This is a genomic window from Streptomyces sp. NPDC044921 (assembly GCF_056432865.1).
Window position 1 is genome coordinate 145,904 of sequence record NZ_JBWKIF010000001.1, and the last position, 14,657, is coordinate 160,560.

A 14,657-nucleotide genomic window follows, 5' to 3' on the forward strand; every position below is an offset into this window, starting at 1 on the left:
CCGGTCCGGTCTACGCACGGGCCTCCAGGGCCGCCCGCAGGTGCCCGTCGGAGTCCTCCAGGAGGCGGGCCGCCGTCGGGCCGTCCACACCGGCCAGGATCGTCAGGATCGCGTTCTTCACCTCGCCGCCGGTGGCGGCCAGGGCCCGCTCGATCTCCTCGTCGGCGGCGCCGGTGGCGAGGGCGACGATGCGGTGGGAGCGGGCGCGGAGCTTGTCGTTGGAGGCGCGGACGTCGACCATCAGGTTCCCGAAGGTCTTGCCCAGCCGGATCATCGTGATCGTCGACAGCATGTTCAGGACGAGCTTCTGCGCCGTGCCGGCCTTCAGGCGGGTGGAGCCGGTGAGCAGTTCGGGACCGACGACGATCTCGATGCCGTGCTCGGCGGCGGCCGCGAGCGGGCTGCCCGGGTTGCAGGACAGGCCGACGGTGAGGCAGCCGCGGGCCCGGGCGTGCTCGACCGCGCCGACGGCGTAGGGCGTGCGGCCGGACGCCGAGACGCCGACCACCGTGTCGTCGGGGGTCAGGCCCAGCGGCTCCAGATCGGCCCGGGCCAGCTCCCGGGAGTCCTCGGCTCCCTCGACCGAGGTGACCACGGCTCCCGGGCCGCCCGCGATCAGGCCGACGACGCGGGAGGGGTCGGTGTTGAAGGTGGGCGGGCACTCGGAGGCGTCCAGGACGCCCATCCGGCCCGCCGTGCCGGCGCCCGCGTAGACCAGGCGGCCGCCCCGGGCCATTCGCTCGGCCACGGCGTCGATCGCGGCGGCGATCTCGGGCAGCCGTGCCGCGACCGCCCCGGCGACCGTCGCGTCCTCGCCGTTCATCAGCCGCGCGATGTCCAGGGTGGGCAGCCGGTCGATGTCGGCGAGCTCCGGCCGGAAGGCCTCGGTGGTCAGGGACTCCAACTCGGCTCGGACGTCACGGGGGTGGGAGGTGGGGGTCATGGACGGCTCTTTCCGTGTCTTTCCGGTGCGGTGCGGGGCGGCGGCCTTCAGGGGCGGTGCCGGTGGGCCAGCGCCTCGTACGACGCGGAGAGCGCCGGCGCCGCCGTGTCGTACGTCCGCTGCGCCACCCCGACGAACAGGCAGTCCACCACGAGGAGCTGGCCGGTCCGGGACGACATGGCCGCGGGGCGCAGCTCGCTCTCGCGGGCGGTGGACGTGGTGAGGACGTGGTCGGCGTACTGCGTGACCGGGCCGTCCGGGCGGCCGGTGATCGCCACGGTCGTCGCCCCGCGCTCGAAGGCCACCCGCAGCGGTTCGATGACGTCCCCGGTCGAGCCGGAGTGCGTGATGGCGATCGCGACGTCGCCCGCGCGCAGTTGCACGGCGTTGGTGACGGCCAGGTGCGGGTCGCTGTGGGCGTGCGCCATCAGCCCTATGCGCAGCAGCTTCTGCGTGAGGTCCTGGGCGACGAGCCCGGACGCCCCGACCCCGTACACATCGGTGCGGCGGGCGCCGGCCAGGGCGGCGACGGCCGCGCCCAGCTGGGCCGTGTCGAGCCCCGCGGCGGTGTCGGCGAGGGTCTGCTGCTCGTCGTGGGCGAGCTTGGCGACCACGTCGGCGATCGGGTCGTCCACCGCGATGTCCGTCGTGATGGCCGGGGCGCGGCCGGACTGCTGCTGCGCGGCGAGGCCGGCGAGGGCCAGCCGCAGGTCCCGGTAACCCGGATAGCCCAGCAGCCGGGCCGTGCGTACGACGGTCGCCTCGCTGGTGCCGGTGAGTTGGGCGAGGCCGGTGACCGTGAGGGCCGCGCAGCCGGCCGGGTCGCCCGCGACGGCCTCGGCGACGCGCTGCATGGAGCGCGTCATCGACGGGGCGAGTGTGCGGACCTTGGCCGCGAGGGCGGCCGGAGCGGGCGGGGCGCCGCCCGTGCCGCCCGGGCCTGAGCGCTCGCTCGCGAAAATTTCCTTCACTCTTCGGGTCACCTCTGAAAGATATTTTCGGCTCGGCGCCGGGGTCAAGAGTGCGCACAATGGGGGCATGGACCCCATCAGCCCCCTGGAGCAGACGCTGCACGCCGCGCGCGCCCTCGTGCTCGCCGACCTGGTCGCGGGACGCGTCGCCGACGCCGACGTCGTGTCGCTGGTGGAGGAATCCGTCACCCAGCGGCGGTGGTGGGTCGAGCAGTGGCCGGAGGGCGCGCGGTTCGTCGCCGGCCTGGTCGCGCAGGACGTCCAGGACGCCCTGCTGGAGCGCTACGGCCGCTGGCCGCTGTGCCCCGTGTGCGGCACCGGCGACCCGCACGCGCTGGACGTGGAACCGGAGTTGGGGCCCGACCCGCACTGGGTGTGCGGCCAGGCCGGGGTGAAGGTCGCGGCGGTGGGCTCGCTCGGCGAGGCCCTCGGCGGACCGGCGTCCTCGTGAGACCGGCGTGACGATCTACATCGACCCGCCCACCTGGCCCGGCCACGGCCGTCTCTGGTCCCACCTGGTCAGCGACGTCTCCTACGACGAACTGCACGCCTTCGCCGCCCGCCTGGGCGTGCCCCGCCGCGCCTTCGAACGCGACCACTACGACATACCCGCGCAGCGCTACGCGGAGGTGGTCGCCGCCGGGGCGGTGGAGGTCGGCAGCCGCGAGGTGGTGCGGCTGCTGCACGGCTCGGGGCTGCGGCGGCGCAAGGGGCGCTACCGGCCGCCGGACGCGCCCAGTTCGTAGGTCAGGAGCTCGGGGTCCTCGGCTACCCGGGTGAACCCGGCCCGGGCGAGGACGTGCTGCGAGGGCAGGTTGCCCCGCTCGACGTTGGCGACGACGATCCGCGCCTCCGGCCGGGCCAGCGCCCACGACGACAGCGCGCGCAGGGCCTCGGTGGCGTAGCCGTGGCCGCGGGCCGCCTCGACGAGGTCGTAGCCGACCTCGACCCGGCCGGCCTCGTCCGGGACGCCGTGGAACCCCATGGCGCCGAGCGCGCGGCCGTCCTCCCGGCGGACCAGCGCGTACATGCCCCACTCCGGCCGGTGCAGGCCGTCCTCGTACTGCTTGTACACCAGCCCGGCGCCGATCCGGGTGCCTTCGACCGGCCCGCCGTCGAGCCAGGCGAAGCCGCCGTCGCCGACCGTGGACAGATCGGCGGCCGCCGCCGGGGTGACGCCCTGGAGGGTGAGCCGCTCGGCGTCGATGACCAGGTTGTTGCTCCACCGCCACTCGGTGACGGGCGCGCGCCCGGGCAGCTCACCGCGGCCGGTGGCCCACAGCAGGGTCCGCCAGGGGGTGGGGCCGGGCCGGACGTGCGGGAAGATCCGCGTGAGGACGAACGCGCACAGCGCCGGGTCGGGTTCGTACGCGACGCCGAGCCCCTCGGCGATGTCGTGGGTGTGCAGCAGCACCTCGGCCACGCCCATGGCGGCGAAGCCCTCGCGGTTGGCGCTGCGGAACGGGTAGGGGTGGAAGGCCCGCACCTCGCGCGGGGTGGTGCGGACGGCGGCGGCCAGCAGCGCGCCCATCGCCGCGATCACCCGCAGCGCGCCCGCGTTGCCGGTCCCCTTCTCCAGCGCGATCTCGAACGGGCCGTACTCCTCGGTCTCCCGCCCCGCGAGCTGCCCCGCGTACGCGATCAGGTCGTCCGCGATGTGCTCGGCGGCCTCCCGGCAGCTCCACTCCAGCCGTCCGGCCCGCACCCCGGCCCAGTCCCGCCCGGTGACCGGCCCCAGCACGCCCACGCACTCCGCGACGGCCTGTTCCACCTGTTCCGCGCCCGTTGTCCACATGGTGGGCAGGCTACGAGGGATCGTGCGCGGGGAGCGAGAGCATTTCCAGCTCGGCGGTGAGGTTGTACCGGGCCGTCGCCTCCCAGCGCTCCGCCCCGTACGGGGTCCGGAACAGGCGCGGCAGGGCGAGGAGTTGGCGCAGGATCGCGGCCCGGCCCGTGCGGAAGGCGTCGTTCGGGACGAAGTGGTACTCCTCGCGGACGGCGGTCGTGTACGCGGCGTACGCCGACGGCGGCGAGGCGAGGACCGCCAGGTCGGCGTCGCACAGGACCTGGCCGTCGGGGTCGTCGTCCGCCGGGTCGTGCGTGACCGTGAGGCGGACCAGACGGGCCACCTCGGCCGTCCTCGCCTCGGGCACACCGGCCTCCGCCAGGGCCCGTTCGGCCAGCCGCGCGGAGCGTTCCTCGTTCTCGGAGCGGTCGGGCAGGTAGACCGCGTCGTGGAACCAGGCCGCCAGCCGCACCGCCTCCGGGTCCCGCGCGTACTCCTGGAGCAGCTCGACGCGGTCCAGGACCGCCGCCAGGTGCTCGACCGTGTGGTAGCGGCGCTGGGGCTCCCGCCAGCGGCCGAGCAGGTCCTCGGCGTAGGGCGCCGGGTCCGGACCGCCGGCCGGCCCCCGTGCCGCTTCCAGGGTGCGGGCGAAACGGGTGCGCAGGGTGTCGAGATCGGCCATGGGGTCATTCTCCCGCCGACCGGGGCGCGGCACCTAGCGTGGGGTCCATGACGACTCCTGCCGATGTGTACGACGTACGGGACCCCGAGCAGCCCGGGCGGCTGCTCACGATCGAGCGTGACGCGCTGATCCCGCTGCTGCGGGGCAGGGCCGGGGAGGACTTCGCACGGCCCGTCGCCGCGTGCCCGGGCTGGACGGTGCGGGACGTGCTGGCGCACTGCTCGGCCGCCCTGACGCGGGTGGCGCGGGGCCGGTTCGAGCCGGGCGTGTTCTCGCCCGAGTCCAACGACCGGGACATCGCCGAACGGGCCGGCTGGAGCGACGCGCGGGTCGTCGACGAACTGGAGCGCGGGATGACCGAGGCCGGGCCGGCGATCGCCAAGGCGGACGGGAAACTGGACGGCCTGGCACTGGGGGAGTGGGTGCACGCCGGTGACGTGCGCGAGGCCCTCGGCGAGCCGGGGGCGTACGGCGGGGCCGGGCTGCCGGACGCGCTCGCCCTGCTGGCCCGGCTCACCCGCGAGCGCGGGCACGTGCCGCTCCACGCCGACCTCGACGACCTGGACGAGCCGCTGCGGCTGGGCGAGAGCGGCGGGGAGCGGCCCCCGGGGCGGTTCATCGGGGACGGGCCGACCCTGGTGCGGCTGTACACCGGGCGGCCGGTGGACGGGGCGCCCGCGTTCGAGCTGGCCGGGGTGGAGGCGGCGGAGCTGAACATCTACGGGTGACGGCCCCGGGGTCCCGAGGGTGCTTGGGAGCCGGCCGGAGTGGGCAGCGTAGTCTTTGATTGGACTAGACCTGTCACCGAACGCCGACGCCATGCCGACGAAGGGGCCCCATGAGCAAGCGTGCAGTCCTGGAGGTGATCGCCCTCGGCGTCGAGGACGCCGTCGCCGCCCAGGAGGGAGGCGCGGACCGCCTTGAGCTGGTCACCGACATGGCGGCCGACGGGCTCACCCCGTCGGCAGCGACCGTCGCCGGGATCCGGCGTGCCGTGGACATCTCGCTGCGGGTGATGATCCGGCTGGCGGACGGCTTCGCGGCCGGGGACGTCGACCGGCTCGCCGGTGCGGCCGCGGAGTTGCGCCAGGCCGGGGCGGAGGAGTTCGTGCTCGGGTTCCTGGACGAAGGGGGCTCGGTGGACCTGGCCGCCGTGGAGCGGGTGGTGGGGGTGCTGGACGGGTGCCCCTGGACGTTCCACCGGGCCATCGACCGGGCCGCCGACCGGGACGCCCTGCGCAAGCAGCTGGACGGGATGCCCGGTCTCGACACGTACCTGACGGCCGGCTCGGCGGACGGGGTCGACGGCGGGCTGCCCGTGCTGCTCGCGGAGGCCGGGCGGGCCGGGGAGCCGGGCTACGGGCAGCAGCTGCTGGTCGGCGGCGGGCTGCGGCTCGACCATGTGCCGGTGCTGCGCAAGGCCGGGGTCGACGGGTTCCACATCGGCGGGGCGGCCCGCCCCGGGGGCTGGGACGAGCCGGTCTCCGCCGGGGCCGTCGCCCAGTGGCGGGCCGCGGTCGACGCTTCCTGAAGCGTGCCCGGCGCTTACCCGAGCTGCTCCGGCAGGGGCGCCGCGTGGGTCACCGTCAGGCCCGAGACCGCTCGGGTCAGGGTCACGTACAGGCGGCGCAGGCCCGTGCGTTCGTCCGGTTCGCCGTCGACTACCGCGCCGGGCTCGTCCAGGACCACGTAGTCGTACTCCAGGCCCTTGGCCAGCGATGCCGGGACCAGGGTCAGGCGGGTGTCCCGGGTGGTCTCCTCGCCGGGGCCGAGGTACGGGATGCCGGCGTCCGTCAGGGCCGCGGCCAGTGCCGGAACGCGGGCGTCCGCCGCGATCAGGCCCGTCGAGCCCTCGTGGCGCAGCGACTCCCGGCAGGCGGTGACCACGTCGGCGGCCCCGGAGACCCGGCGGACCTCGAAGCGGCCCGGGTTCTCGCGGATCGACACCACCGGCGTGAGACCCGGGGCGATGTGCGGCAGCAGGCGTGAGGCGTAGGCGATGACGTCCGTCGGGACGCGGAAGCCGGCCGTCAGCTCCTCGATCACCGCGTCCCGCTTGCCCAGGTGGGTCAGCGCCTCCTGCCAGCTGCGGGTCGCCCACGGCGTGGTGCCCTGCGCCAGGTCGCCGAGGACCGTCGCGCTGCCCGTGGTGCAGCGGCGGCCCACCGCCCGGTACTGCATGGGGGACAGGTCCTGCGCCTCGTCGAGGACGACGTGCCCGAGGGAGTGCGTGCGCCGGACCAGGTCCGTGGCCTCGTCGATCAGCACGGCGTCCGCGGCGCTCCACCGGGCCGACTTCACGCTGCGCGCCGGCTTCGCCCAGAGGATCGCCTTCTGCTCGTCCGCGTCGAGGATCCCCTCCGCGTGCGCGGCGAGGAACTCCGGGTCCGACAGCAGCCGCAGCACCAGTTTCGCCGGGTCGACGGGCGGCCAGACCGCCTTGACCGCCGCCTTGACCGCGCTGTTGCGGGCCACCGCGTCCTGCACGCGGTCGTCGGGCGCCTCGCCCGAGCGTTCCATCCGCACCAGCACCGCGTGCGCGATGCGCTGCGGCAGGGCCTCGCGGGCGGCGCCGTAGCGCATGTCGCGCTCGAGCAACTCGCGGACGATGTCCTGCAGTTCGTGGGCCGGGACCCGCCAGCGGCGCGAGCCGCGCACCACCACGACCGGCTCGGTGGGCGGCGTGACGTGCGAGTAGAGGGCCCGGCGCAGCACCTCGGCCATGCGGGCGTCGCCCTTGACGACCGCGGCCGTCGCGTCGTCCGTGCCCCTGATCTCGACGTGCGCGACCAGGTCCTCGACGGTGGCCTGCCGCACGGTCAACTCGCCGAGAGCCGGGAGCACCTGCTCGATGTAGTGCAGGAAGGACCGGTTGGGTCCGATGACCAGCGTGCCGGTGCGGGCGAGGCGCTCGCGGTGGGCGTAGAGGAGGTAGGCGACCCGGTGCAGGCCGACGGCGGTCTTGCCGGTGCCGGGGCCGCCCTGCACGCACACCGTGCCGGCGAGGCCGGACCGCACGATCTCGTCCTGCTCGGGCTGGATCGTCGCGACGATGTCGCGCATCGGGCCGACGCGCGGCCGTTCGATCTCCTGCTGGAGCAGCCTGCTCGTGCGGGCCGCCTCCGCCGGGTCCGACAGGTGCTCGTCCTCGTAGGCGGTGAGGTCGCCGCCGGTGTAGCCGAAGCGGCGGCGCAGCGCGACGTCCATCGGGTCCTTCCTGGAGGCCCGGTAGAACGGCTGGGAGACCGGGGCGCGCCAGTCGACGACCATGGGGTCGCCGTCCTGGTCGTGCACGTGCCGCCGCCCGATGTAGAAGCGCTCCCCGTCCGCCCCTTCGGCCCGCTCGCTCCCCGGCGCGTGCAGGTAGTCGAGCCGGCCGAAGAACAGCGGGGTGTCGCTGAGGTCGGCCAGGGCCTTGACGCGTTCCTCGATCTGGCGGGCGAGGACCTCGGCGTTGACCCAGTTCGCGGTGACGTCGCTGATGTCGAGGGCCTCGACGTCCTCGCGCATGGCGCGCAGGGCGGAACGGGACGCGGCGAGGTGGGAGCGCTCACGCGCGAGCGGGTCGTCGACGGGCGTGGACAAGGGAGTGCCTCCGGAAGGGACCTGCTGGGAAGGGCGGTGAGATGCCGGCCGGTTTCCGTCCGGCCGGCGGCACTCCGTCGAGGGAGGCGGGCAAGAGCGGAGATCCTAGCGAGCGGGCGCGGCCGACGCGAACGGTTTTCCCGTCCCCTAGGGGACGCCGCCCTCCTCCCTGGGTGCACGCGTCAGCCCGGGGACGTACGCGGGGCGCTCGCAGGTTCGGCCCCGAGGCCGACGCGGGTCTTACGGGGCGAAACGCACCATGGAGACATGAGCGCAGCAACCATCCACCCCGCCCCGGCACCGGGCCGCCCGTCCGGCGCCACCGCCGTGTCCGGCAGCCACCGCCACCGCCTCGGCGACGCCCTGCGCGCCGTCAGGGTCTTCGCGGGCGCCGCCTTCGAGGTGGTCGTCCTCGGTCAGTACGGAGAGGAAGTCGGCGTGGTCCGCCGCAAGTGACCGGCCCGGGCCGGTCTCAGCTCTCCGCGAGCAGCTCGTCCGCGTCCATGATCCGGTACGCGTACCCCTGCTCCGCCAGGAAGCGCTGCCGGTGCGCGGCGAAGTCCTGGTCGATGGTGTCCCGGGCGACCACGGAGTAGAAGTGCGCCTGGTGGCCGTCCGACTTGGGCCGCAGCACCCGGCCGAGGCGCTGGGCCTCCTCCTGCCGGGAGCCGAAGGTGCCCGAGACCTGGACGGCGACCGTCGCCTCCGGCAGGTCGATCGAGAAGTTCGCGACCTTGGACACCACGAGCACGCTGATCTCGCCCTCGCGGAAGGCGTCGAAGAGCTTCTCCCGCTGCGCGTTCGACGTCTCGCCCTTGATCACGGGCGCCCCGAGGTGCTCGCCGAGCTCGTCGAGCTGGTCGATGTACTGGCCGATCACCAGGATCTGCTGCCCGGCGAAGCGGCGCACGATCGCCTCCGTGACCTTCCGCTTGGTCGCGGTCGTCGCACAGAAGCGGTACTTCTCCTCCGTCTCGGCCGTGGCGTACGCGAGCCGCTCGGAGTCCGTCAGGTTGACCCGGACCTCCACGCAGTCGGCGGGCGCGATGTAGCCCTGCGCCTCGATCTCCTTCCACGGCGCGTCGAACCGCTTGGGTCCGATGAGGGAGAACACGTCCGACTCGCGGCCGTCCTCCCGCACCAGGGTGGCGGTGAGGCCGAGCCGGCGGCGCGCCTGCAGATCCGCCGTGAACTTGAAGACCGGCGCGGGCAGCAGGTGCACCTCGTCGTAGACGATCAGCCCCCAGTCCCGCGAGTCGAACAGCTCCAGATGCGGGTAGACGCCCTTCCGGCGGGTCGTCAGCACCTGGTAGGTGGCGATCGTGACGGGCCGGATCTCCTTCCTCGTCCCGCTGTACTCGCCGATCTCGTCCTCGGTGAGCGAGGTCCGCCTCACCAGCTCGTGCTTCCACTGCCGGGCCGAGACGGTGTTCGTGACGAGGATCAGGGTCGTCGACTTCGCCTGGGCCATCGCCCCGGCCCCCACCAGCGTCTTGCCGGCACCGCAGGGCAGGACGACGACGCCCGAGCCGCCGTGCCAGAAGTTCTCCACCGCCTGCTTCTGGTACGGCCTGAGCGCCCAGCCGTCCTCGGCCAGCTCGATCGGGTGCGCCTCGCCGTCGACGTACCCGGCGAGGTCCTCGGCCGGCCAGCCCAGCTTCAGCAGCGTCTGCTTGATCTGTCCCCGCTCGGAGGGGTGCACGGCCACCGTGTCGGGGTCGATGCGGGCGCCGACCAGGGGGGCGATCCGCTTCGACTTCAGGACCTCCTCCAGCACCGGGCGGTCCGTCGTCGTCAGGACCAGGCCGTGCGCCGGGTGCTTGGAGAGGGTGAGGCGGCCGTAGCGGTCCATCGTCTCGGCGACGTCGACGAGCAGCGCGTGCGGCACCGGGTAGCGGCTGTACTGCACCAGCGCGTCCACGACCTGCTCGGCGTCGTGCCCGGCCGCGCGCGCGTTCCACAGCCCCAGCGGGGTCACCCGGTAGGTGTGGATGTGCTCCGGCGCCCGCTCCAGCTCCGCGAACGGCGCGATGGCCCGACGGCAGTCGTCGGCCTGCTCGTGGTCGACTTCCAGGAGCAGGGTCTTGTCGGACTGGACGATGAGAGGTCCGTTCAACGCGGGTCCCTTTCTGGAGGCAGCACCCCGGCGCGAGTGCTCGGCCAAACGTCCAGTGTGCCTGATCGTCCGCGTGCGGTGGTGTGACGTACGCGTCCCGGGAACGACTCCGGTCATACTGAATGCCTATTCATCCCAACGTGTGGTGTGAATTCAGTTTTTCCATGGCGGACCCCGAGAATGGCGCAGGTGCAGAACCCGCCGACCACCACGCTCGGATACGCCCTGTTCGCCACCCGCTGGCTCCAGGCCCCCCTGTACTTCGGGCTGGTGGCCGCCCAGGGCGTCTACGTCTACAAGTTCTTCAAGGAGCTGTGGACCTTAATCGTCATGTGCGTGAGCGGGCACGCCACCGAGACGTACGTCATGCTCGCCGTCCTCAAGCTGGTCGACGTCGTGATGATCGCCAACCTGCTGATCATGGTGATCGTCGGCGGCTACGAGACGTTCGTCTCCCGCATCGGCCTCCAGGGCCATCGCGACCAGCCCGAATGGCTCTCGCACGTCAACTCCAACGTGCTGAAGGTCAAGCTCGCCACGGCGATCGTGGGCATCTCCTCGGTCCATCTGCTCCAGATGTTCGTGGACGTCCACCACACCTCGCGGCACGCCCTGCTGTGGGGGACGGTGATCCACATGGCGTTCATCGTCTCGGCCGCGATCCTGGCGTACATGTCGGGACCGATGGCCGCGCTCGGGGACCGCGGGCACGCCGCCCGGACCGCCGTGGAACACCCCCGGCCCGGGCACGCCCCCGAGCCCCAGCACGAGCCGCGGCCCGAGCACGTCCTCGAGGCCCGGCCGGCGGCGGCCGCGGCGGCCGTCCCGGCCGTGCCCCGGCAGCCCGCGGGCCCGGACGACGGGGCGGAGACCAGGATCCGCGCCGCCGGCTTCCCCGCCCGCAAGGTGCTGGAGGACTTCGACGAGCGGCACCCGCGGGGCTTCGACCGCGAGACCGTGGCCCGGCTCGGCAAGGCGGAGTTCGTCACGGCCCGGCGCAACGTGGTGTTCGTCGGCCCGCCCGGCACCGGCAAGACCCACCTGGCCGTCGCCCTGGGCGTGCGGGCCTGCCAGGCCGGGCACCGGGTGCTGTTCGCGACCGCGGCCGAGTGGGCCGCCCGGCTGACCGACGCCCGGGCCGCCGGGCGGCTCGACACGGAGCTGGCCGCGCTCGACGATCACCCCCTCCTGATCGTCGACGAGGTCGGCTACACGCCCTTCGACCCGGACACCGCCGGTCTCCTCTTCCGGCTGGTCGCCCACCGCTACGAGCGCGCCTCCCTGATCGTCACCAGCGACCGCCCCCTCGGCCGCTGGAACGAGGTCCTCGGCGCGTCCGCCCCGGCACTGACCGACCGCCTCGCCCACCACGCCGAGATCGTGCGGCTGGACGGCGACAGCTACCGGACGCGGCGGCCTAGCGCAGCGTGGGCAGACTGACGTTCTGGATCAGCGGGCCCTCGACGGTGACCCCCTCGGTGACCAGCGACTCCGCAGCGGCCACCGGCAGCGGCAGGGGCAGCGCCCCGGCCGCCGCGGCGGGAGGCGCGAGCGCGCCCACGAGGACGACGGCGGTGAGGGCGACGGCGGGCAGCTTTTCACGCATGCGGACGGCAGGGCCTTTCTGGGACGGCTCCGGGTGCGACGGACAGGTCCGCGGGCCGGCCCGGGGACGCCGGGGCCGGCCGACGGACGTGCGGCGCGGCGGTCAGATCTGCGGTGTCTCCAGCACGAGGCCGGCGACATCGATGCTCACCGCGGCGGCCGGCGTGGCCAGCCCCCCGAACGTCATCAGGGCGGCGGTGGCCAGGACGGCGGCGACTCGACGAACAGCGCGCATGCGGGGAGTTCCTTTCGACAGCGCTCACAGGGACACCCGGTGGCTGCCCCCGGACTCCCGCAGTGATGCGGCAGGCCCGGCAAGGTCGCCCGAGGGTGGGACATCCCCGGCGTGGCGTGCATGAACGCCGCCGTGCACCCGAACGGGTGAGAGGACCGGGCGGGCGCCGTCAGCCCGCGTCGTCCGCCAGCTCCGCGACCCCGGTGATCCGGTGCAGCGGATACGTGCGGACCTCGTCCGCGGTGTGGTCGTAGGCCGTGACGAAACCGCCCTCGACGCGGATCGGGGCGATGACTCGCTGGCTGGCGGCGCCCTCGGCGTTGACGTAGCCGATCCACAGGGCCTCACCGGTCAGGACGGCGGCCTGCACGGTGGCGAGCGTCTCGGCGGAGCCGGTGCGCGGCGGCTGCCCGTCGGCGGCCGGGACCGTGCCGGGCTTGCGCGGCGCGGTGGAGGCGAGGTCGCCCGCGCGGATGGCGCGCAGCGCCGCCGCGAGGAGGGTGTCGTCCGGGACGGGCGGACCGTCCGGGACCGGCTCGGGCGCGGACCGGGGCGGGGTGCGGTGGGCCAGGGCGCGGGTGATCAGCACGTCGCCCTCGGCGGACTCGGCGGCCGGCGCGAACCCCATCGCCCGCAGCCCTTCCAGGAGTCCCGCCGGGTCGGCCTGCGCGGCCAGCACGGTCGGGGCCAGCCGGCGCAGCCCCAGGGAGGCGGCCCGCTTGTCGGCGAGGATCTCGCCCAGCGTCGCGTCGTCGTCGCAGCGCACGTACGCCGACGCCGCGCCCACGCGCAGCTGCCCGTGCCTGCGGGCCACGTCGTCGATCAGGTACGACAGCGGCTGCGGCACCGGCGTACGGGAGTGCGCGGCGAGGAAGGCGTGCAGGTCGGCGGCGGTCTGCCCGGCGTCCAGGGCGCGCCGCACCGACCCGGGCGTGAACCGGTAGACGGTGGCCCCGCCCTTGGACTCGACGTCCGCCAGCACGCCCAGCATGTCGGCGAGCGGCCGCTCCAGGGGCCCGGGCGCCACCGCCGTGAGGTCGGCCTGGAGCAGCACGTGGTCCAGCGGCTCGGGCAGCAGCGGGGCGAGCAGCCGGGCCGCGGCGGCGGAGGCGACGGCCTGTTCGGCGGGGGAGAGGGGCGTGAGCGGGGCGGTGCGGTGGTGGTGGACGGGCAGCTTGTCGCCCGGGCCCGAGGGCTCCGGCTGCGGGTCCTTCGAGGGAGCCGGGGGCGCGCCCAGCAGGGCCCGGCCGTGGGCCGACAGCGCGCCCCGGCCGGTGACGCCCAGCAGCTCCGCCTCGGACAGCGCCCAGCGGGCGAGCCGGCCGCGCAGGTCGTCCTCGGGCCGGGCCCCGCGCAGCGGGCGCTCCCAGCGCAGCCGGGCCAGCACCGACTCCGGGTCGGGCGCGGCCCCCTCCGGCAGCGCGGCCAGCAGCGCGAGCACCCGGTGCCGTACCTCCGGCGCCGCCGACCGGTCGAGCCCGGGACCGAGCGCCGACAGCGTCCGGTCCTTCGCGTCCCGGCCGCCGGCCAGCCCGGCCGTCCGGGTCGCCGCGAGCCACGCCGTGACCAGCGCCGACCAGCGCTCGGCGGGGGGCTGCTCGCGCCACTCGTCGTAGGCCGGGGTCGCCGCGTACCGCTCGTCGGCCGCCCCGTCCGAGGCGATCAGGCCCGCCGCGTACGCCAGCTCCACCCAGAAGGCGGCGACCGGCTCCGGCACGTCCAGGGCGACGGCGGTCCGCTTCAGGTCCCGCACGCTCAGGCCCCCGGCCCGCAGCACCGCAGGGCCGCCCTCGTCCCAGTCCTTCAGCAGCTCCTCGACGGTGGCCAGCGCGGTGTACGCCTGCCCGGCCGCCGTGCTGTCCACAACCTGTGGACGGTGCGCCGCGGCCACCTCCACCGCCGGCGGCACCGGCTCGGGCGTCCGGTGCGCCAGCCCTCGCCGCAGGTGCAGGGCCACCTCGCGCGGCAGGACGACCGTCCCTGGCGCCGTCGGCAGCAGCAGCCCCCGGTCCAGCAGCCAGCGCAGCCGGGGCGCCGGATCGGCCGTGACCTGCCCGTAGGGCGGGCCCCACACCAGCCGCTCCAGCACCTCCAGGGAGTCGGCCGGGGCCTGCGCGAGCAGCGCCGCCATCCGCTCGCGGTCGCCGAACAGCCCGGTCAGGGCGGTCACCGCGGAGACCGAGTCGTGCGTCGAGGGCAGCCCAGCCGTCGTGACGATCTCCTGGATCCGCCCCGGGGACATCCCGGCGGTGGCCTCCTGCACGGTGGGCCCGAGCCCCGTCGGCGAGGGGTGCTGCGGCGAGGGCGCCAGCAGCTCACGGGCGGTGCGGACCAGCCGCAGCCGGTCGTCGCCGCCCCACACCAGGGCCTGCTCGCGCAAGGTGTCCACGGCGTGCGGCAGGGCGGCGACCACGGCCGGGTCGGCCGCGTCGCCCGCCATGAGCCCGAGCAGGTCGTCGTAGGCCGCCGGGTCCGGGGCCACGGCCAGTGCCTCCGCCGTCTGCAGCGTGAACCGGTCCAGCCGCTCCAGGGCCCGCACCACCGAGGCGCGGGTGCCGGCGCGGGTCGCGAGCTGCGTGAGGTCGGTGGGCACGGGCGTGATGAGGTCCGGTCGGCTGCGCAGGAGCGCGCCCAGCGCGGCGTCGCCCCGCGCGCGGAGCGCTTCCGCGAGGGAGCGGGGGGCCACGGGCCTGTCCTCGGTGCTCATCCGGTCCACGGTAGCGGGTCGCCTCCG

15 protein-coding genes are annotated in these 14,657 nt (G+C 74.9%); 6 read left to right on the forward strand and 9 right to left on the reverse strand.

What is annotated here, in order from left to right; all coding sequences use genetic code 11:
• Window positions 1-10: 10 nt before the first annotated feature.
• Entirely contained in the window at window positions 11-943 is a 933-nt protein-coding gene (murQ, locus tag AC07DA_RS00760; RefSeq protein WP_479123260.1) for an N-acetylmuramic acid 6-phosphate etherase, read from the reverse strand.
• A 47-nt stretch (window positions 944-990) separates the two neighbouring features.
• Window positions 991-1,926 carry a MurR/RpiR family transcriptional regulator gene (locus tag AC07DA_RS00765; protein WP_479123262.1) on the reverse strand — a complete coding sequence of 312 codons (936 nt, stop codon included), beginning with the start codon at window positions 1,924-1,926 and terminating at the stop codon, window positions 991-993.
• 55 nt (window positions 1,927-1,981) lie between these two features.
• Between AC07DA_RS00765 and AC07DA_RS00770 the strand changes: the two genes are divergently transcribed.
• A complete protein-coding gene (locus tag AC07DA_RS00770) occupies window positions 1,982-2,365 on the forward strand; it encodes a hypothetical protein (RefSeq protein ID WP_479123263.1) in 384 nt (127 codons plus the stop codon).
• A gap of 7 nt (window positions 2,366-2,372) precedes the next feature.
• Window positions 2,373-2,660: a DUF4031 domain-containing protein gene (locus AC07DA_RS00775; RefSeq protein WP_479123264.1), complete on the forward strand. Its 288-nt coding sequence runs from the start codon at window positions 2,373-2,375 to the stop codon at window positions 2,658-2,660.
• Here AC07DA_RS00775 and AC07DA_RS00780 read toward each other — a convergent pair.
• A complete protein-coding gene (locus AC07DA_RS00780; protein WP_479123266.1) occupies window positions 2,630-3,709 on the reverse strand; it encodes a GNAT family N-acetyltransferase in 1,080 nt (359 codons plus the stop codon). The two genes, AC07DA_RS00775 and AC07DA_RS00780, sit on opposite strands and share 31 nt — an antisense overlap.
• Window positions 3,710-3,719: 10 nt before the next feature.
• Window positions 3,720-4,382, reverse strand: a complete 663-nt coding sequence (locus AC07DA_RS00785) for an HD domain-containing protein (RefSeq protein ID WP_479123268.1) — start codon at window positions 4,380-4,382, stop codon at window positions 3,720-3,722.
• A 47-nt stretch (window positions 4,383-4,429) separates the two neighbouring features.
• Here AC07DA_RS00785 and AC07DA_RS00790 point away from each other — a divergent pair, with 47 nt between their 5' ends.
• Window positions 4,430-5,110, forward strand: coding sequence for a maleylpyruvate isomerase family mycothiol-dependent enzyme (locus tag AC07DA_RS00790; protein ID WP_479123269.1), 681 nt, complete (start codon window positions 4,430-4,432; stop codon window positions 5,108-5,110).
• Between the two features lie 110 nt (window positions 5,111-5,220).
• On the forward strand, window positions 5,221-5,913 hold the full coding sequence (locus AC07DA_RS00795; RefSeq protein WP_479123271.1) for a copper homeostasis protein CutC: 693 nt from the start codon (window positions 5,221-5,223) through the stop codon (window positions 5,911-5,913).
• A 14-nt stretch (window positions 5,914-5,927) separates the two neighbouring features.
• Here the strand turns inward: AC07DA_RS00795 and AC07DA_RS00800 are convergent, their stop codons facing one another.
• A complete protein-coding gene (locus AC07DA_RS00800; RefSeq protein WP_479123273.1) occupies window positions 5,928-7,967 on the reverse strand; it encodes a HelD family protein in 2,040 nt (679 codons plus the stop codon).
• Window positions 7,968-8,234: 267 nt separating this feature from the next.
• Here AC07DA_RS00800 and AC07DA_RS00805 point away from each other — a divergent pair, with 267 nt between their 5' ends.
• Window positions 8,235-8,423 carry a hypothetical protein gene (locus AC07DA_RS00805; protein ID WP_479123275.1) on the forward strand — a complete coding sequence of 63 codons (189 nt, stop codon included), beginning with the start codon at window positions 8,235-8,237 and terminating at the stop codon, window positions 8,421-8,423.
• Between the two features lie 16 nt (window positions 8,424-8,439).
• Here the strand turns inward: AC07DA_RS00805 and AC07DA_RS00810 are convergent, their stop codons facing one another.
• Window positions 8,440-10,083, reverse strand: coding sequence for a DNA repair helicase XPB (locus AC07DA_RS00810; RefSeq protein WP_479123276.1), 1,644 nt, complete (start codon window positions 10,081-10,083; stop codon window positions 8,440-8,442).
• A 180-nt stretch (window positions 10,084-10,263) separates the two neighbouring features.
• Between AC07DA_RS00810 and istB the strand changes: the two genes are divergently transcribed.
• A complete protein-coding gene (istB, locus tag AC07DA_RS00815) occupies window positions 10,264-11,523 on the forward strand; it encodes an IS21-like element helper ATPase IstB (RefSeq protein WP_479123277.1) in 1,260 nt (419 codons plus the stop codon).
• Here the strand turns inward: istB and AC07DA_RS00820 are convergent.
• The 3 genes from AC07DA_RS00820 to AC07DA_RS00830 form a co-directional block, all read right to left on the reverse strand.
• Window positions 11,501-11,689 (reverse strand): hypothetical protein, encoded by a 189-nt coding sequence (locus AC07DA_RS00820; RefSeq protein ID WP_479123278.1) that lies wholly within the window; start codon window positions 11,687-11,689, stop codon window positions 11,501-11,503. The two genes, istB and AC07DA_RS00820, sit on opposite strands and share 23 nt — an antisense overlap.
• A gap of 102 nt (window positions 11,690-11,791) precedes the next feature.
• Window positions 11,792-11,923, reverse strand: coding sequence for a hypothetical protein (locus AC07DA_RS00825; RefSeq protein WP_256984351.1), 132 nt, complete (start codon window positions 11,921-11,923; stop codon window positions 11,792-11,794).
• A gap of 169 nt (window positions 11,924-12,092) precedes the next feature.
• Window positions 12,093-14,630 (reverse strand): helicase-associated domain-containing protein, encoded by a 2,538-nt coding sequence (locus AC07DA_RS00830; RefSeq protein WP_479123280.1) that lies wholly within the window; start codon window positions 14,628-14,630, stop codon window positions 12,093-12,095.
• Between the last annotated feature and the right edge of the window lie 27 nt (window positions 14,631-14,657).